General features: G+C 67.2%; 16 protein-coding genes. 3 read left to right on the plus strand and 13 right to left on the minus strand.

The features are described from left to right. Positions 1-3: 3 nt before the first annotated feature. Genes ubiB through ubiE form a run of 3 tightly spaced genes read right to left on the minus strand, consistent with a single transcriptional unit; the run spans position 4 to position 2,992 of the window. Positions 4-1,614, minus strand: coding sequence for a ubiquinone biosynthesis regulatory protein kinase UbiB (ubiB, locus tag AS93_RS0107335; RefSeq protein WP_027590015.1), 1,611 nt, complete (start codon positions 1,612-1,614; stop codon positions 4-6). Beyond that, positions 1,611-2,225 carry an SCP2 sterol-binding domain-containing protein gene (locus AS93_RS0107340; protein WP_027590016.1) on the minus strand — a complete coding sequence of 205 codons (615 nt, stop codon included), beginning with the start codon at positions 2,223-2,225 and terminating at the stop codon, positions 1,611-1,613. Before AS93_RS0107340 ends, ubiB begins: the two co-directional genes overlap by 4 nt. Continuing rightward, positions 2,225-2,992 carry a bifunctional demethylmenaquinone methyltransferase/2-methoxy-6-polyprenyl-1,4-benzoquinol methylase UbiE gene (ubiE, locus tag AS93_RS0107345; RefSeq protein WP_027590017.1) on the minus strand — a complete coding sequence of 256 codons (768 nt, stop codon included), beginning with the start codon at positions 2,990-2,992 and terminating at the stop codon, positions 2,225-2,227. Before ubiE ends, AS93_RS0107340 begins: the two co-directional genes overlap by 1 nt. A gap of 132 nt (positions 2,993-3,124) precedes the next feature. On the opposite strand from ubiE, the gene AS93_RS0107350 reads away from it, so the two are divergent. Beyond that, entirely contained in the window at positions 3,125-3,400 is a 276-nt protein-coding gene (locus AS93_RS0107350; RefSeq protein ID WP_027590018.1) for a polyhydroxyalkanoic acid system family protein, read from the plus strand. 41 nt (positions 3,401-3,441) lie between these two features. Here AS93_RS0107350 and AS93_RS0107355 read toward each other — a convergent pair whose 3' ends face one another. Further along, positions 3,442-5,373: a methyl-accepting chemotaxis protein gene (locus tag AS93_RS0107355; RefSeq protein ID WP_027590019.1), complete on the minus strand. Its 1,932-nt coding sequence runs from the start codon at positions 5,371-5,373 to the stop codon at positions 3,442-3,444. A 207-nt stretch (positions 5,374-5,580) separates the two neighbouring features. Between AS93_RS0107355 and AS93_RS0107360 the strand changes: the two genes are divergently transcribed. Both AS93_RS0107360 and AS93_RS18885 read left to right on the plus strand, forming a co-directional pair. Then, positions 5,581-5,982, plus strand: coding sequence for a phasin family protein (locus tag AS93_RS0107360; protein ID WP_027590020.1), 402 nt, complete (start codon positions 5,581-5,583; stop codon positions 5,980-5,982). Positions 5,983-5,995: 13 nt separating this feature from the next. Next, entirely contained in the window at positions 5,996-6,538 is a 543-nt protein-coding gene (locus AS93_RS18885) for a phasin family protein (RefSeq protein WP_037008692.1), read from the plus strand. 59 nt (positions 6,539-6,597) lie between these two features. On the opposite strand, the gene AS93_RS0107370 is transcribed toward AS93_RS18885, so the two are convergent. From AS93_RS0107370 to argS, 9 genes are all read right to left on the minus strand, one after another. Continuing rightward, positions 6,598-7,212, minus strand: a complete 615-nt coding sequence (locus AS93_RS0107370; protein WP_027590021.1) for a TetR/AcrR family transcriptional regulator — start codon at positions 7,210-7,212, stop codon at positions 6,598-6,600. Next, on the minus strand, positions 7,209-8,894 hold the full coding sequence (locus tag AS93_RS0107375) for an alpha/beta fold hydrolase (RefSeq protein ID WP_037008688.1): 1,686 nt from the start codon (positions 8,892-8,894) through the stop codon (positions 7,209-7,211). The genes AS93_RS0107370 and AS93_RS0107375 overlap by 4 nt, the downstream gene beginning before the upstream one ends. Before the next feature lie 22 nt (positions 8,895-8,916). Next, positions 8,917-9,774, minus strand: coding sequence for a poly(3-hydroxyalkanoate) depolymerase (gene phaZ / locus AS93_RS0107380; protein ID WP_027590023.1), 858 nt, complete (start codon positions 9,772-9,774; stop codon positions 8,917-8,919). 94 nt (positions 9,775-9,868) lie between these two features. After that, positions 9,869-11,524: a class II poly(R)-hydroxyalkanoic acid synthase gene (phaC, locus tag AS93_RS0107385; protein WP_234702695.1), complete on the minus strand. Its 1,656-nt coding sequence runs from the start codon at positions 11,522-11,524 to the stop codon at positions 9,869-9,871. Positions 11,525-11,800: 276 nt separating this feature from the next. Beyond that, complete coding sequence (locus AS93_RS0107390; protein WP_027590025.1) at positions 11,801-12,172, minus strand: DUF971 domain-containing protein; 372 nt, start codon at positions 12,170-12,172, stop codon at positions 11,801-11,803. A gap of 127 nt (positions 12,173-12,299) precedes the next feature. Then, positions 12,300-13,637 (minus strand): ATP-dependent protease ATPase subunit HslU, encoded by a 1,338-nt coding sequence (hslU, locus tag AS93_RS0107395; RefSeq protein WP_027590026.1) that lies wholly within the window; start codon positions 13,635-13,637, stop codon positions 12,300-12,302. A gap of 29 nt (positions 13,638-13,666) precedes the next feature. Further along, complete coding sequence (gene hslV / locus AS93_RS0107400) at positions 13,667-14,203, minus strand: ATP-dependent protease subunit HslV (protein ID WP_027590027.1); 537 nt, start codon at positions 14,201-14,203, stop codon at positions 13,667-13,669. A gap of 117 nt (positions 14,204-14,320) precedes the next feature. Next, entirely contained in the window at positions 14,321-14,992 is a 672-nt protein-coding gene (locus tag AS93_RS0107405; protein ID WP_027590028.1) for an SPOR domain-containing protein, read from the minus strand. Continuing rightward, positions 14,993-16,732 carry an arginine--tRNA ligase gene (gene argS / locus AS93_RS0107410; RefSeq protein ID WP_027590029.1) on the minus strand — a complete coding sequence of 580 codons (1,740 nt, stop codon included), beginning with the start codon at positions 16,730-16,732 and terminating at the stop codon, positions 14,993-14,995. Positions 16,733-16,869: the final 137 nt, after the last annotated feature.

Below are 16,869 nucleotides of genomic sequence, written 5' to 3' on the forward strand. Positions count from 1 at the left end.
TGGCTATCGGCGGATGATCAGATAAAGGCCGGCGGTCGCCATCAACCAGATCGGCCAGGCCTCCAGGTTGTCCAGGGTCTGGCTGTTAGCTACAGCAAAAAGCGCGCCACCTACCAACAATGCGGCGCCGGTCAGGCGCAGCACCCAGCTGTCGCGACGCCGCCAGGGCTCGGGCGGATCGTTCAGGTGCGGGCGCGACAGGCGCTCCAGCAGGTCGCGGGTCATGTTGGCCAGGTGCGGCAGCTGTTCGAGCTGCGACTTGGCCTGCATGGCCAGGTTCAGCGGGCTCATGCGCTCGCGCATCCAGCGCTCCAGGAACGGCTTGGCGGTGGTCCACAGGTCCAGGTCAGGGTACAACTGGCGGCCGAGGCCCTCGATGTTCAGCAAGGTCTTCTGCAGCAGCACCAGCTGCGGCTGGATTTCCATGTTGAAGCGCCGGGCGGTCTGGAACAGGCGCAGCAGCAGCTGGCCGAAGGAAATGTCCTTGAGCGGCTTCTCGAAGATCGGCTCGCACACGGTGCGGATCGCCGCCTCGAACTCGTTCACCTTGGTGTCGGCCGGCACCCAGCCGGAGTCGATGTGCAACTGCGCCACCTTGCGGTAGTCGCGCTTGAAGAAGGCCACCAGGTTGCGTGCCAGGTAGTCCTGGTCCTCTGGGGTCAGGCTGCCGACGATGCCGCAGTCGATGGCGATGTACTGCGGATTGCGCGGCTGCCGGGTGCTGACGAAGATGTTGCCCGGGTGCATGTCGGCGTGGAAGAAGCTGTCGCGGAACACCTGGGTGAAGAAAATCTCCACGCCGCGTTCGGCCAGCAGCTTCATGTCGGTGTTCTGCGCGCGCAGGGCGGCGATGTCGGTCACCGGCACGCCGTAGATGCGCTCCATGACCAGCACCTTGGGCCGGCAGTAGTCCCAGTGGATCTGCGGCACGTAGATCAGCGGCGAGCCTTCGAAGTTGCGCTTGAGCTGGCTGGCGTTGGCCGCTTCGCGCAGCAGGTCGAGCTCGTCGTAGATGACCTTCTCGTAGTCGCTGACCACTTCCACCGGGTGCAGGCGACGCGCCTCGCTGGACACGCCTTCGGCGATACGTGCGAGCAGGAACAGCCAGGCCAGGTCCTGGGCGATGATCGGCCGCAGCCCCGGGCGGATCACCTTGACCACCACGTCTTCGCCGCTGTGCAGGCGCGCGGCGTGCACCTGGGCGACCGAGGCCGAGGCCAGCGGCTGCTGCTCGAAGCTGGCGAACACCTTGGCAATGGGCGCGCCCAACTGTTCCTCGATCAGAGCCACGGCCCTGGCCGGCTCGAACGGCGGCACCTGGTCCTGCAGCAGCGCCAGTTCGTCGGCGATGTCCTCGGGTAGCAGGTCGCGGCGGGTGGAGAGAATCTGCCCGAACTTGATGAACACCGGGCCCAGGTCCTGCAGCGCCAGGCGCAGCCGCGCACCGCGCGAGAAGTCGCTGCGCCGGCGCGGCAGCCAGCGCCAGGGCAAGGCGTAGCGGGTAGCGGCCAGCCACCAGGGCAGCGGCAGGGCGTACAGCAGGTCGTCGAGGCGATAGCGGATGACGACCAGCAGGATGCGCAGCAGGCGGCGCAGGGCGGCGAACAGCTTCATGAAGTCCGGTTTCCTCGGCTCAGGCGTTCGACCCGGGCCTCAAGACGGTCGAGGGCCATTTTCATCTGGTCGAGTTCGGCGAAGCGGGCCTCCGCCTCGCGGTTGCCCACCAGGCTGCGGGCTTCCTCGGTCAGGTAGTCGGCCAGGTCCTGGCGCAGGCTGCCCAGGCTGTCGCCGGCCCAGCCGGCGGCGCTGCGCAGGCGGCCGCCCAGCAGGGCAGCCCCCAGCGGGCCGACCCAGCGGCCGAGCTGGTACTCCCAGTCCAGTTCCAGGGATTGCAGGATGTCCGCCAGCTCGGTGAGTGCGCTGGCGTCACCGTCCAGCTCCACCTGCGGGCCGTGCAGCACGGCGACCTTGTCGCGACTCACGGCCAGGCGCAGCAGCTCGCTGGCTGGAGCGCGCAGGGTGCAGTCGGCGGGTGCTTCCCAGTGGCTGGCCAGGCGCAGGCCGTTGGCACCGGGCAGCAGGTGGATCCGCAGCGCCGGCGCCGGGCAGTCGATGGCCAGCACCTTGCCTTCCAGGCGCGCCAGCCGGGTCAGCGCCACAGCATCCAGCGCCAGCAGCGGATTCAGGCCGCGCTCGACGGCGGCGAGCAGGGCGGTGCTCAGCATCAGGGCTTGATGCCGCGGTGCAGGGCGACGATGCCGCCGGTCATGTTGTGGTAGGTGACCCGCTCGAAACCGGCCTCCTGCATCATGCCCTTGAGGGTTTCCTGATCGGGGTGCATGCGGATCGATTCGGCCAGGTAGCGGTAGCTCTCGGAATCCTGGGTGATCAGCTTGCCGAACAGCGGCAGGGCGGTGAAGGAATACAGGTCGTAGACCTTGCCGAACAGCGGGTTGGTGGGCTTGGAGAACTCCAGCACCAGCAGGCGGCCGCCCGGCTTGAGCACCCGCAGCATGGAGCGGATGGCGGCGTCCTTGTGGGTGACGTTGCGCAGGCCGAAGGCGATGGTCACCACATCGAAGTAGTTGTCCGGGAAGGGCAGCGCCTCGGCATCGGCCTGCACGAAGCTGACGTTACCGGCCACGCCGCTGTCCAGCAGCTTGTCGCGGCCGACCATGAGCATCGAGGCGTTGATGTCGGCCAGCACCACTTCGCCGGTTGGGCCGACGATGCGCGAGAACTGATGGGTCAGGTCGCCCGTGCCGCCGGCGATATCCAGCACGCGGTTGCCCGGGCGCGCGCCGGACAGCTCGATGGTGAAACGCTTCCACAGGCGATGCACGCCGCCGGACATCAGGTCGTTCATCAGGTCGTACTTGGCGGCCACGGAGTGGAACACCTCGGCGACCTTCTTCGCCTTCTCGCTCTCGGGCACGGTCTGATAACCGAAGTGGGTGGTCGGTTCGGCCTCGGGCTTGCGGGAATCGTTCATGTCGGTCACCTGATGAAAAGTGGCGGGCATTCTAACCGCTGGCGCCGGAGCCGACCATGTATGCGATCAGCAACCCGGCGTGGCGAACTGGAGTATATTGGCGCGTTTTTTTGCCCGACCCCGGAGTATGCGATGGCCACCATTCGTGTCGAACGATCCCACCAGCTTGGCCGCGAGGCCGTGCGCGACAAGGTCGAGGCGCTGGCCGCGCGCCTGGCGCGCGAGTATCAGCTGCGCTGCCAGTGGCGCGGCGACCGGCTGGATGTCGAGCGCAGCGGGGTGAAGGGTCACATCGCCATCGATGAACGCGCGGTGCGCATCGAACTGAGCCTCGGGCTGCTGCTGTCGGCGATGCGCGGGCCGCTGCAGAGCGAGATCGAGTCGGCCCTGGACCGCGAGCTGGCCTGACGCTGCGCGAGAGCCAGGCCGGCGCTGCCGCAACGGCCAGGCTACAGCCGGAAGCGCTGGGTCAGCTGGCGCAGGTCGCCGCCCAGGCGCGCCAGTTCCACCGTCGAGGTGGCGGCCTGCTCGCTGGCCGAGGCAGTCTGCTGTGAAATGTCCTGCACCTGCGTCACGCTGCGGTTGATCTCCTCGGCGACCGCGCTCTGCTCCTCGGCCGCCGCCGCGATCTGCTGGCTCATGTCCTGGAGCTGCGACACCTGTGCGGTGATGTCGCGCAAGGCTTGCCCGACGTCACGGGCGAGGGTCACGGTGTCCTCGCTCAGGGTGCGGTTCTCGTCCATCGACTGTCCCGCGTGCTGGGCAGCCTCCTGCAGGCTGGCGATCAGTTGCTCGATCTCCCGGGTCGACTGCTGGGTGCGCTGCGCCAGGCCGCGCACCTCATCGGCGACCACTGCGAAACCGCGTCCGGCTTCGCCGGCACGCGCCGCTTCGATCGCTGCGTTGAGCGCCAGCAGGTTGGTCTGCTCGGCGACGTTCTTGATCACATCCAGCACGCTTCCGATGGCCTGGCTGTCGTGCCGCAGGCGCTGCATGGCTTCGGCCGAGCGGCTGGCTTGTGCGGCCATGCGCTCGATCTGCTCGAGCGCGGCGGCCACCACACGCTGACCGGCGTGCGCCTGTTGTTCGGCCTGGTTGCTGGACGCGGCGGCGCTGGCCGCGTTGCGGGCCACCTCCTGCACCGTGGCGGCCATCTCGTTGATGGCGGTGGCGACCTGCTCGGTCTCCGCCTTCTGATGCTGCACGCCGCTGCTGGTCTGTGCGCTGATCGCCGACAGCTCCTCGGCGGAGCTGGCGATGCGGGTGACGCTGCCGTCGATGCTGCCGATCAGTTCACGCAGGCTTTCGCGCATCTGGTGCATGGCCCGCTGCAGCAAGCCGAGCTCGTCGTGGCGGTCGCTGACCAGGTCGGCGCGCAGGTCGCCGCTGGTGATGCGCTGGGCGAACTCCAGGGTCTTGCGCAGCGGCTCGGTCACCTGGCGGGCGATCACCACGGCCGCCACGGTGCCGAGCAGGATGGCCAGCAGCATCAGGCCGAGGGTGACCTGGAAGGCCAGGGACAGTTGCGCCTCCATGCGCTCGCGAACCTGTGCGTTCAGCTCGCCGATGGCGCGCACCGCCTCGCTCTGGTGTTCCAGCAGGGCGGCGTGGGCGGCGGCGGTTTGCGCCAGGCCGTCCTTGAAGGATTCGATGCCCTGGCGATACAGGGTGAGGTACTGGCTGAGCTCGTCGAGGTAGGGGACATGCCGCGCAGGCAGCAACTGGCGCAGGGTCGCCGCCTGGTCCAGGGCGCGCTGGAAGCCCGGAATGGCCAGCTCGAAGGAGGCGTCGGTGTGCTGGAACACGAAGCCGCGGACCAGGTAGCGGGTTTCCAGCACACGCTTGACCAGGTCGCCCAGCGCGCGGTTCTGGCGATGCAGGGCGGTGTCCGTGGGGTTGGCCTGCAGCGCGGCGTCGATCTGTTCCTCCAGTGCGGTCAGCGCGGCCATGGCCTTGTTGCCGTTGCCGATCATTACCTGGCGGCTCTGCTCGCGCGACGCGCGGGCCGCGATCAGGGCATCGAACGCGGTGCGGATGGCGGCCAGACGCTGCAGGTTGGCGTCGATCTCGCGGTGGATGCGCGGGTCATCCTGACGCGCGCCGCGCAGCAGTTCGGCAATGCCCCCTTCCAGTGCGGCAAGCTGCTCGGCGTGGCGGGGGTGGGCATCCTTGTCGAAGCGCAGCTGCAGCGGCGGAATGGTTTCCGCCAGGCGAGCCGCCTCAGCCAGACGGTTCTGCAACAGGCTGCCGTCGATCAGCTGGTCCAGGCTGCGCAATCCATACAGGTTGCCCAGCAGGGTGAAGAGGATCGCGAAGCCGAAGCCGAGGCCGAGCTTGCGGGTCATGGGCAGGTTCGCCAGCAGGCGATGGAAAAGGGACATGAGGACTCCTGTCTCGGGTTACTCCCCCTCGCTCTGCGGCGGGGGTGACCCGCCTGTTTCGTCCAGCGGACGCGAAACTGGAGACGCATGACTCACCGCTATCCGTTTTTGTCGCTTCTAGTATGAGATTTCTAATCCTGCCGACTAGCGTGCACCACGAGCCCAGCGAAACGGGCGTGTTCTTACCCACCAGTGGAGAGGTGCAACATGGTCAAGACAGCATTGAAGAAAGTGAATGAAGAAGCCGCCCGCCCGGTGCTGGAGGGTGTCCGCTATTCCGCTCGCCAGCTGTGGCTGGCCGGCATCGGTGTCTACGCCAGCCTGGGTCGCCAGGGCCTGAGCTACTTCCGCGAGCTGGTACGCAGTGGCGAAGAAGCCGAGACCCAGGGCAAGCAACTGGTCAGCGAGAAGCTCGAGCAGGCCACCGACCGGTTCAAGTCGGTCCGTCGCCGGGTCGACTCGCGACTGGAAAAGGTCGAGGAGCGGGTCGGTGCGCGCGTGGGCCGTGTGCTCAAGCGGGCCGGCGTACCGAGCCGCGCCGATATCGAGGCGCTGTCGGACAAGCTCGACGGTCTGAATGAAATGCTGGTGCGTACGGCCAAGCCGTAACAAGGAGGCCATCATGGCTGACAAGCGCAAGCAGAGCGGCTGGAGCGAGGATGTCGAGAAGTATTCGCGGCAGATCTGGCTGGCCGGTCTGGGCGCCTACGCGAAAATCGGCGAAGACGGCAGCAAGCTGTTCGAGTCGCTGGTGCGCGAAGGCGAAAGAACCGAGCAAATGGTCCGCGACGAGGTCGAGGCGGTGAGGAACGGCGCACGCAGCCGGGTTGCCGAGGCCAGGGACAAGGCGCTGGGCAAGTGGAATGCGCTGGAGGAGGCGTTCGACAAGCGCCTGAACAGCGCGATCACGCGCCTGGGGGTACCGAGCCGCCACGAAATCCTGGCCCTGGACGACAAGATCGAGGCCCTGAATCGTCAGCTGGACCGGCTGAGCGCGTTGCGGCTGGTGCAGGACGAGCCCGCCAGGCCGGCGGACGAGGCGCCGAAGAAGGCAACCCGGGCCAGCAGGCCCGCGCGCAGCGGCGAGAGCAAGCCGCGTGCGCGCAAGCCCAAGGCTGTGGTCGAAGCGCCGCAGGCCGAAACGCCGGAAACCGCCTCGCAATAAGGAGGCCTGAACGCCCCGCCTGCGCGGGGCGTTTCGCTTCCAGTGCCAACCGCTGGCCGTTACCCTCGATAGCGCCGCGCCAGACTGGCCGTGTCCTGGCGCGACGCGTCCGACAGGTGCGGCGAGACCAGCATCATCAGCTGATAGACCACCTGTTCGATGTCGGCCCGGCGCCCCAGGATGCGCTGGTAGTCCAGAGCAAACAGCAGGGTCAGGGTGATCTGCTCCACCAGCTCGCTGATCACAGAAGGCTCGCCCTGCAGGCGTGCCTGCCCCTGCAACTGGGCGAGCAGGCTGGCCAGGCAGTGCTTGAGCTGTGCCAGCCAGGCCCGTACCCCGCGGGCCAGGGTGGGTTGGCGCTCGGCCAGGTTGGCCAGGTCCTGGAACAGGAAGCGATAGGCTTCCAGGCGCTCCACCAGCAGCTGCAGGAACAGCCAGTAATCCTCGATGGCCAGCCGTGCATCGTTCGGCGGCGGCTGCAGCAGTGGCGCCAGCTCCTGGCGGAAGCGCTCGAACAGCGCCAGCACCAGGGGCTCCTTGCCGCGAAAGTGGTAATAGAGATTGCCTGGGCTGATGCCCAGCTCGGTGGCGATCTCCAGCACCGAGACATTGGCCTCGCCGCGTGCATTGAAGCACTGCAGTGCACATTCCAGGATGCGCTCCCGGGTTTTCATGCGCGGGTCTCCAGACGCTGATGCACGTAGCGTCCCGGGGCCGGGTCCAGCGCCGGATAGTCGTCGTTGCCCGCCGTGTCGTGCGCTGCCTGCAGCGGGCCGGCATGCGCCTGCAGCCACTCGATCCAGCGCGGCCACCAACTGCCTGCATGCGTCTGGCTGATCGCCTGCCAGGTCTGCGACTCGGCATCCAGACGATCGGTTTCCTGGTAGTGGGCCTTCGGGTGCCCGGGCGGATTGACGATGCTCTGCACGTGCCCACTGTTGACCAGCAGGAAGCGGCGCTGGCCGCCGAGCAGGCGTGCCGAGCGGTAGGCGGCCTGCCAGGGCGTGATGTGGTCGTTGCGGCCGGCCACGCTGAAACTGTCCACCGTCACCTGCGACAGGTCCACCGGCTGGCCGCACACTTCCAGGCCCCCGGGCCGCGCCAGCGGATTGAATTTGAAGAAATCCAGCAGCTCGCCGTGCAGGGCGGCGGGCAGGCGCGTGTTGTCGTTGTTCCAGTAGAGGATGTCGTTGGGTGGCGGCTGCCGGCCGAGCAGGTAGTTGTTCACCCAGAACGGCCAGATCAGCTCGTTGGGCCGCATCCAGGCGAACAGGCGTGCCATCTCGCGGCCGTCCAGCACGCCCTGCTGGTAGGAGTGGCGCTTGGCAGCTTCCAGGCCTTCCTCGTCGACGAACAGCAGGGGCGTGGCATCGAGCTGGCTGTCAAGCAGGCTGACCAGGTACGTGGCGCTGGCCACCTGGCCGAGGCGGCCGACCGCCTGCAGGTAGCCTTGCAGGGCGGCGATGGTCAGGCCGCCGGCACAGGCGCCGAGCAGGTTGACCTGTTCGGCGGCGCAGAGGGAGCGGCAGGCATCCATGGCCTCCTCCAGGGCCTGCACGTAGCTGGACAGGCCCCACTCGCGCTGTGCGCGGCCGGGGTTGCGCCAGCTGACCATGAACACCTGGATGCCCTGTTTCAGGCAGTACTGCACGAAGCTCTTCTTTGCATTGAGGTCGAAGATGTAGAACTTGTTGAGCTGCGGCGGCACGATCAGCAACGGCACGGCGTGCTGCTGCTCGGTCATCGGGTGGTACTGGATCAGCTCCAGTACCTCGTTGCGCAACACCACCGTGCCGGCGGTGGTGGCCAGGTTGACACCGAGCTGGAACACATCGGCAGGCACCTGGTTGGGCAGGCCCCTCGGCAGGTCATGGGCCAGCTGGCGCAAGCCGCGCAGCAGGCTGGCGCCCCCCGTGTCGAAGCACTCCTTGACCACCAGCGGATTGAGCGGGCTGTTGGAGGGCGACAGCGCATGGCTCAACTGGGTGGCCAGGAACAATGCACGGTCGCGGTCGTCGCTGGGCAGGTTGCTCTGTTCCAGCCAGCTGAGCCATTGCTGCTGGCAGGCCAGGTAGGCCTGCAGGGTGCGCCGGTACACCGGGTTGTCATGCCAGGTCGGGTCGGCGAAGCGCGGGTCGTCGCCCACCGTGTGAAGGGTTTCGCCACGCAGCACGCGGGCCAGCTTGCCGGTCAGCGCCAGGCCGTTGCGCAGGGTATGCAGCGGCTGACGCAGCCCCTGGCCGAGCAGCAGGCCGAGGCTGGAACGAAGATCGCGCCCGCGCAGGCCGATGATCGCCTGCCGGGCGGTGAAACGCGTTGGGGGAAAGTCGGCGCTGGCCGGCCTGGGCTCGTGCATGGGCAACACTCCTTGTCATCACTCAGCTGGCGCGCGCCAGCCCGCCGGGCGGGTGCATGACCGCGCGCTTCGGCTCTTCTTCGAGAAAGGCCATGATGATCGGCGCAACCGCGCGGGCCCGGGTTATCAGGAACAGGTGGCCGTCATCGATGACATGCAGTTCGGCATTGGGAATGCGCCAGGCCAGCAGGCGCATGTTGACCAGCGGGATGATCGGGTCATCGTCGCCGGCGAGGATCAGGGTCGGCTGGCGGATGCGATGCAGCCAGGGCAGGCTGGTCCAGCCCAGGCCGGCGAACAGTTGCCAGTAGTAACCCAGCTTGCCGCCGGAGCGGATCTTGCTGGCGTGCTCCAGCGCCAGCTCTGGATCGCGGCGGAAGGCGCCGCCATAGATGTGCGGGGCGATCTTTGCGCCGTAGGAAGGCTGCAGGTAGCGCCGTGGGCTGGCCATGCGCAGCAGCACCTTCGGTTTGCCGGGCACCATGAAGGCGCCGGCGGAGGTGGCCGCCAGCACCAGTTTCTTGCAGCGCTCGGGAAAGTCGTGGGCGAACTGCTGGGCCAGTGCGCCCCCCCAGGAAACGCCGATGACATTCACCTGCCCATAGTTCAGGTAGTCGAGCATGCGTGCCATCAGGCGCGCCAGGCCGCCGAAACGATAGGGCAGCAACGGCGTGGAGGAGCCCCCCACGCCGGGCACGTCGAAGGCAATGACCTCCAGGTCCGCGGGTAGCGCGTTGACGAAGGGCAGCACCAGCTCCAGGTTGGCGCCGATGCCGTTGCAGATCAGCAGGGGTGGCAGATGGGACGACCCCGGGCGCACCGCGGTGCGCAGCGTCTGTGTGTCGAGGATGATGGTGCGGAAAACGAATGACTGCGACATGCGCCAATCCTCCGGTCGGTGGGCGTGCTGCGTCCGGTGCCGCCGCCGGGGCGGCGGCACTCCTTCAGGGGGCGATACGGCCCGCCCCGGTGCATCAGCACTCGTGGACGTAGGTACCCGGCGCCGGTTCGGCCGCCGGGAAGGCACGGTTGCCGGTGCGGCGCGGCGCCTTCTTCAGCTCACCGGAGCGCGCCTGCAGCCAGTCGCGCCAGTACAGCCACCAGCTGTCGCGCTGTTCAGTGGCGCCGGCCTTCCAGGCATCCGGGTCCTCCTCCAGGGCTGCGCCGTGCAGGAAGCGCGCCTTGGGATTGCCGGGCGGATTGAGAATGCTCTGGATATGACCGCTGTTGGAGAGCACGAATTCGCAGTGTTCGCCGAACAGCCGGGCGGACCTGTAGCTGGCCTGCCAGGGCGTGATGTGGTCGGTGGTGCCGGCGATGCAGAACACCTCGGCCTCGATGGACTTCAGGTCGATGGGCGTGCCGCACACCTCCAGCGCGCCGGGCGTGCGCAACGGGTTGTTGCGAAACAGCTCGATCATGTCATGGTGCAGGCCGGCCGGCAGGCGGGTGGTGTCGTTGTTCCAGTAGAGGATGTCGAACTCCGGCGGCAGGTTGCCGAGCAGGTAGTTGTTCACCCAGTAATTCCAGATCAGGTCGTTGGGGCGCATCCAGGCGAACACCCGGGCCAGATCGCGGCCTTCCAGCACACCGGCTTCGCTGGAGCGGCGCTTGGCGGCGTCCAGGGTCTTGTCGTCGACGAACAGCGCGTACTGACTGTCGAAGTCGGTGTCCAGCACGCTGACCATCAGGGTCAGCGCCTTGATCCGGTTGTCCCCCAGCGCGGCGTAGTGGCCCAGCAACACGGCGGCCGTAACCCCGCCGGAGCAGGCGCCGAGCATGTTCAGATCCGGGCTCCCGGTGATTGCCAGCACGGCGTCCACGGCTTCCTTGAGCGCCTCGATGTAGCGGTTCAGGTCCCAGTGGCTGTGCTGCCGGGTCGGGTTGCGCCAGCTGATGATGAAGGTCTGCAGCCCGCTGTCCAGGCTGAAGCGGGCCAGGCTCTTGTCCGGGCTCAGGTCGAAGATATAGAACTTGTTGATCTGCGGCGGCACCACCAGCACCGGTCGGGTGTGCACCTGCTCGGTGGTCGGCTGGTACTGGATCAGTTCCAGCAGCTCGTTGCGGAACACCACCGAGCCCGGTGTGGTGCCCAGGTTGCGGCCGACCTCGAAGGCCGCCTTGTTGACCTGGGATGGCAGCCCGCCGTTGCTGACCATATCGCGGGACAGCTGCGACAACCCTTTGAGCAGACTGGCGCCTCCAGTCTCGAACAGGCGCTTGACCGCTGCCGGGTTGGCCAGGCTGTTGGTGGGCGCCATGGCCTCGGTGAGCAGGTTGAGGATGAAGTGACCGCGGCGGATATCGTCGGCGGGCAAGTTGCTGGTCTCCAGCCAGTCATGCAGTTCCTTGCGCCACGCCAGGTAGGCCTGCTGATAACGGCGGTAGATGGGGTTGAGCTTCCAGGCCGGGTCGCTGAAGCGGCGGTCGTCCGGGTCGGGGCGCAGGTCGGACTTGTCCAGCAGGACATCCTTGAGGGCGCTGCCCAAACGCAGCAGGTGCCGGGCGCTGTGCACCGGCTGGCGAACGGTCTGGGTGAGAACCTGGCGGGAAGAATTGAGCAGATCCTTTCCGCGCAGTCCGGCAATCGGATGGGGTTTGCAGCCGTGCAGGGCGAGGGGTTGTTGCATGTCCGTGCTCATCGAAATGAAGCTCCATCTCCTGATGCGAGAATGCCGCGCGACCCGGAATGGGGCGTACAGCGTGGGCGGTGAGCGGCCCTGGCGCAGGGGCCGGGTCGAACCGCATCAGGTGTATAGGCGACATTCGCGCACTTGCCAGTTTCAGGCGGTTTTTTTACGCCGAATGGTGGTCTGGTGTGCGAAACGGCACAGATGCCGAACAGGGCTGCGCCGGCCTGGGGCGTTGGCCGGGCGCGGGCCCTGGAATGGGGCGTGGAGCGGAGGTCAGAGCATCAGGCGCACGGCCGATTCGTCGGGGTCGCGGGAGCGGCCTGCGGCATTCAGTCGCTGCAGGTAGTCCTGCCAGAGTTCGTCCTGATGGGTGGCCAGCTGGTGCAGGTAGTCCCAGCTGTACAGGCCGCTGTCATGGCCGTCGTCGAACATCAGCTTGAGGGCATAGTTGCCGGCCGGCTCGAGGCCGGTGAGGGCCACCTGCTGCTTGCCGTATTGCAGCACCGGATTGCCATGCCCCTGCACCTCGGCCGAGGGCGAGTGCACGCGCAGGAATTCGGCGCTGAGCAGGTAGCGTTGCTCGCCGTAGCGCAGCTCCAGGGTTTTCGAGGCCTTGTGCAGCTTGATCGCGGTGGGGATATGCATGGAGAGACTCGCTGAAAGCGGGAAGCCGGAAGGGTGAACAACTCGCGTAGCGATTGTCCACCGCTCGAGGCGGGGAGCGAAGGTGGTGGAAAACCGCTGTGCGGGTTTTCCACCCTACGCTTTTCCATCAAAGGATATAGCGCGACAGGTCCTCGTCCTTGGCCAGCTCGCCCAGGTGCTGGTTGACGTAGGCGGCGTCGATGCGGATCGGCTGCTCGCCGTGGGCCGCGGCGAGGTCACCGGCGCTGAACGAGACTTCCTCGAGCAGGCGCTCCAGCAGTGTGTGCAGGCGTCGCGCCCCGATGTTCTCGGTCTTCTCGTTGACCTGCCAGGCGATCTCGGCGATGCGCTTGATGCCATCGGCGGCGAATTCGATGTCCAGCCCTTCGGTCTTCAGCAGTTCGCAGTACTGCTCGGTGAGCGAGGCATGGGGTTCGCTGAGGATGCGTTCGAAGTCCTGTGGCGAGAGGGCCTTGAGCTCGACGCGGATCGGCAGGCGGCCCTGCAGCTCCGGCACCAGGTCGCTGGGCTTGGACAGGTGGAAGGCGCCGGAGGCGATGAACAGGATATGGTCGGTCTTCACCATGCCCAGCTTGGTGTTGACCGTGCAGCCCTCGATCAGTGGCAGCAGGTCGCGCTGCACGCCCTCGCGGGACACGTCGGCACCGCCGACATTGCCGCGCTTGGCCACCTTGTCGATCTCGTCGATGAACACGATGCCGTTCTGCTCGACGGCCTCCAGGGCGCACGCCTTGAGTTCCTCCTCGTTGACCAGCCGTGCGGCTTCCTCGTCGCGGATCAGCTTGAGCGCATCCTTGATCTTCAGCTTGCGGGTTTTCTTCTTGCCCTTGGCCAAGCCGGCGAACAGGCTCTGCAGCTGGTTGGTCATCTCCTCCATGCCCGGCGGGGTCATGATCTCGATGCCGGTCGGCCCGTCGGCCACCTCGATGTCGATTTCCTTGTCGTCCAGCTGGCCTTCGCGCAGGCGCTTGCGGAACAGCTGGCGGGTGTTGGAATCCTGCGCCGGTGCGGTTTCCTCGCCAAAGCTGCGCGCCGGCGGCAGCAGGGCGTCGAGGATGCGCTCCTCGGCGGCGTCCTCGGCGCGGTGGCGCATCTTCGCCACTTCCTGCTCGCGGAACATCTTCAGCGCGGCGTCGGCCAGGTCGCGAATGATGGATTCCACGTCGCGCCCGACATAGCCAACCTCGGTGAACTTGGTCGCCTCGACCTTGATGAAGGGCGCGTTGGCCAGGCGAGCCAGCCGGCGGGCGATCTCGGTCTTGCCGACACCGGTCGGGCCGATCATCAGGATGTTCTTGGGGGTGACTTCCTGGCGCAGCTCGGCGGGCAGCTGCATGCGCCGCCAGCGGTTGCGCAGGGCGATGGCGACGGCGCGCTTGGCCTCGTCCTGGCCGATGATGTGGCGGTTGAGTTCGTGGACGATCTCGCGGGGGGTCATGGACATTCGGTTACTCCGGAGTGGGCGCGATCGGGTCAGACCGCGGAGTCCAGCTCTTCGAGGGTCAGGTTCTGATTGGTAAAGACACAGATGCTGCCGGCGATGTTCAGCGCGGTTTCCGCGATCTCGCGGGCGGACAGCGCCGGGTCGCCCTTCTGCAGCAGGGCCATGGCGGCCGCCTGGGCGAAGCCGCCCCCGGAGCCCATGGCGATCAGGCCGTGCTCGGGTTCGACCACGTCGCCGTTGCCGGTGATGATCAGCGAGGCGTCCTTGTTGGCCACCGCCAGCATGGCCTCCAGGCGGCTCAGCGAGCGGTCGGTGCGCCAGTCCTTGGCCAGCTCCACGGCGGCGCGCACCAGGTGGCCTTGGTGCTTCTCCAGCTGGCCTTCGAAACGCTCGAACAGGGTGAAGGCATCGGCGGTGGCGCCGGCGAAACCGGCCAGCACCTGGCCGTGGTAGAGGTGGCGGACCTTCTTGGCGTTGCCTTTCATCACGGTGTTGCCCAGGGAAACCTGGCCGTCGCCACCCATGACGACTTTGCCGTTGCGGCGCACTGAAACGATGGTGGTCAAGGGGAAAATCTCCACGCAGCGGGGCCGACGGCCCGAATGCAAGCCGATATGGGGGTGCCCGGTGGAGGCTTCAAGCGAAGGGCGACGAACGTCGAAGGCGGTGCGGCGCGAGGCGCGTCAATTCACCTTGCGCTGTTGCGGCAGGAGGTTGCTGAACCCATTGCTGGTGAGCACCTGCTGCGCCTGGCCCATCTGCTCGCGATTGCTGAACGGGCCGACCAGCACGCGGTGCCAGGTGCGATCGCCAACCGTGCCGGACTCCAGGCGGGCGATCTGGCCCAGCAGGGTGATCTGCGCGCGCACGCTCTCCGCCTGGGCCTTGGTGGGGAAGGAACCGGCCTGCAGGAAAAACTGACTGGTGCTGCCGGTGGCAGCGCTGGCAACCACCGGTGGCGGAGGGGGCGGCACCTTGCCCTGCAGGGCCATCTCGGCGCGTTGGGTGTCGATGCGTGCGGCCTCCTGCGGGGTGACCGGTTTGGGCGCCGGTTTGGGCGGTGGCTTGACCGGCTCCGGCGGGACGATGACTTCCGACTCGGGCAGCAGGGTATAGAAGTCGTACTTGGGCTTGGGCGCCGCGGGTTCAGTCGGTTGTTTCGGGGCGGTGGTTTCCCTTGGGCGCTTCACCGCCTCGTTGCCGGGCTCGAGGGTGGCGAGAAACACGACGAAACCGCCGATCAGCAGGCCGCACGCCAGCCAGGCCCAGGCCGGCAGCTGCTTTTTGCTCGCAGGCGCCTGCGGGCGGCTGGCGCCACGCTTGGGGGCAGGTTTCTTGCGTGCGGCGGCAGCCATTTACATGCGCTCCAGAGGTTCCAGGCCGAGCAGTTCGAGCCCCTGCTTGAGGGTGCGGCCGGTCAGGGCGGCCAGGCGCAGACGGCTTTGCTGGGTGGCTTCGTCCTCGGCGGTGAGGATCGGGCAGTGCTCGTAGAAGCTCGAGAATAGTCCGGCCAGGTCGTACAGATAGGCGCACAGCAGGTGCGGCACGCCCTTTTCGCCAACACTGTTGAGCACTTCACCAAACTGCGCCAGCTTGGCGGCCAGGGCCTGCTCCTGTTCGGCCTGGATATGAATCTGGCCGTCCACCTCGTCGAGGCCCTTGCCCAGCTTGCGGAACACGCTGGCCACACGGGTGTAGGCATACAGCAGGTAGGGCGCGGTGTTGCCCTCGAAGCTCAGCATCAGTTCGAAGTTGAAGCTGTAGTCACTGGTGCGGTGCTTGGACAGATCAGCGTACTTGACGGCACCGATGCCGACGGCGCGCGCGATGGTGCGCAGCTCGGCTTCGTCCAGTTCGGGGTTCTTGCCTTTCACCAGGGCGTAGGCGCGTTGCTCGGCTTCGTCGAGCAGGTCGATCAGCTTCACGGTGCCGCCGTCGCGGGTCTTGAACGGACGGCCGTCGGCGCCGTTCATGGTGCCGAAGCCCATGTGCTCCAGCTGCATGCCGGCGTGCACGAAACCGGCGCGACGGGCCACTTCGAAGGCCATCTGGAAGTGCAGGGCCTGGCGCTGGTCGACGAAGTACAGCGCGCGGTCAGCCTTCAGTTGCTGGCTGCGGTAGCGCATGGCGGCCAGGTCGGTGGTGGCGTACAGGTAGCCGCCGCCGGCCTTCTGCACGATCACCGGTAGCGGGTTGCCTTCGGCATTCTTGAATTCGTCGAGGAACACGCACTGGGCGCCCTGGTCCTCGGTGAGCAGGCCCTGGGCGCGCAGCGCCTCAATGATGCCGGGCAGCTCGGCGTTGTAGGCGCTTTCGCCCTTCACGTCGGCCGGGGTCAGGCGCACGTTGAGGCGGTCGTAGACCTTCTGGCAATGCGACAGGGATATCTCGTTGAAGCGCGCCCACAGGCGCAGGCACTCGGCATCGCCGGCCTGCAGCTTGACCACCAGCTCGCGGGCACGGTTGGCGAAGGTTTCAGAGTCGTCGAAGCGCTGCTTGGCGGCACGGTAGAACTGCTCCAGGTCGGACAGCTCGGTTTCCGCCGACGCCGGGTTCTCTTCCAGGTAGGCCAGCAGCATGCCGAACTGGGTGCCCCAGTCGCCCACGTGGTTCTGGCGGATCACCTCGTCGCCGAGGAACTCCAGCACGCGGCCCACGGCGTCGCCAATGATGGTGGAACGCAGGTGGCCCACGTGCATTTCCTTGGCCAGGTTCGGCGAGGACAGGTCGATGACCACGCGCTGCGCCGCGCCGGCCTTGCGCACGCCCAGGTGCTCATCGGCCAGGGCGACCTCCAGGCGCTGGGCCAGGGCGTCGGTGTTCTGGAAGAAATTCAGGAAACCGGGGCCGGCGATGTCCACCTTGCTGATGGACGGATCGGCCGGCAGGGCGGCGATCAGCTTCTCGGCCAGGTCGCGGGGCTTCATGCCGGCGGGCTTGGCCAGCATCATGGCGATGTTGCTGGCGAAGTCGCCGTGGCTCTTGTCCTTGGTGTTCTCCACCTGGATGGCCGGGGTCAGGCCCGCGGGCAGCACGCCATCGGCGGTGAGGCGGTCAAGGGCTTGCTGGATCAGGTGGCGAATGCTGTCTTTCATCGGAAGGCTCGGTCGGCGGGGCTGCTCGAAAACCGCGCATTATAGAAGCAGCGGCAAGGGTCAGGCCACAGGCAAGGGCGTGGCGACGCCCGGTCGGTCGGCGCGTTCCTGGCCGCCGCGTGCCCCCCCCCCCGCCC

It is taken from the genome of Pseudomonas sp. RL (assembly GCF_000647775.1).
GTDB classification, from domain to species: Bacteria; Pseudomonadota; Gammaproteobacteria; order Pseudomonadales; family Pseudomonadaceae; genus Serpens; species Serpens flexibilis.

What these genes read in the sequence shown, in the direction of transcription:
- ubiB (WP_027590015.1), bottom strand. Translation starts at nt 1,614, where the DNA reads ATGAAGCTGTTCGCCGCCCTGCGCCGCCTGCTGCGCATCCTGCTGGTC.
- AS93_RS0107340 (WP_027590016.1), bottom strand. Translation starts at nt 2,225, where the DNA reads ATGCTGAGCACCGCCCTGCTCGCCGCCGTCGAGCGCGGCCTGAATCCG.
- ubiE (WP_027590017.1), bottom strand. Translation starts at nt 2,992, where the DNA reads ATGAACGATTCCCGCAAGCCCGAGGCCGAACCGACCACCCACTTCGGT.
- AS93_RS0107350 (WP_027590018.1), top strand. Translation starts at nt 3,125, where the DNA reads ATGGCCACCATTCGTGTCGAACGATCCCACCAGCTTGGCCGCGAGGCC.
- AS93_RS0107355 (WP_027590019.1), bottom strand. Translation starts at nt 5,373, where the DNA reads ATGTCCCTTTTCCATCGCCTGCTGGCGAACCTGCCCATGACCCGCAAG.
- AS93_RS0107360 (WP_027590020.1), top strand. Translation starts at nt 5,581, where the DNA reads ATGGTCAAGACAGCATTGAAGAAAGTGAATGAAGAAGCCGCCCGCCCG.
- AS93_RS18885 (WP_037008692.1), top strand. Translation starts at nt 5,996, where the DNA reads ATGGCTGACAAGCGCAAGCAGAGCGGCTGGAGCGAGGATGTCGAGAAG.
- AS93_RS0107370 (WP_027590021.1), bottom strand. Translation starts at nt 7,212, where the DNA reads ATGAAAACCCGGGAGCGCATCCTGGAATGTGCACTGCAGTGCTTCAAT.
- AS93_RS0107375 (WP_037008688.1), bottom strand. Translation starts at nt 8,894, where the DNA reads ATGCACGAGCCCAGGCCGGCCAGCGCCGACTTTCCCCCAACGCGTTTC.
- phaZ (WP_027590023.1), bottom strand. Translation starts at nt 9,774, where the DNA reads ATGTCGCAGTCATTCGTTTTCCGCACCATCATCCTCGACACACAGACG.
- phaC (WP_234702695.1), bottom strand. Translation starts at nt 11,524, where the DNA reads ATGCAACAACCCCTCGCCCTGCACGGCTGCAAACCCCATCCGATTGCC.
- AS93_RS0107390 (WP_027590025.1), bottom strand. Translation starts at nt 12,172, where the DNA reads ATGCATATCCCCACCGCGATCAAGCTGCACAAGGCCTCGAAAACCCTG.
- hslU (WP_027590026.1), bottom strand. Translation starts at nt 13,637, where the DNA reads ATGTCCATGACCCCCCGCGAGATCGTCCACGAACTCAACCGCCACATC.
- AS93_RS0107405 (WP_027590028.1), bottom strand. Translation starts at nt 14,992, where the DNA reads ATGGCTGCCGCCGCACGCAAGAAACCTGCCCCCAAGCGTGGCGCCAGC.
- argS (WP_027590029.1), bottom strand. Translation starts at nt 16,732, where the DNA reads ATGAAAGACAGCATTCGCCACCTGATCCAGCAAGCCCTTGACCGCCTC.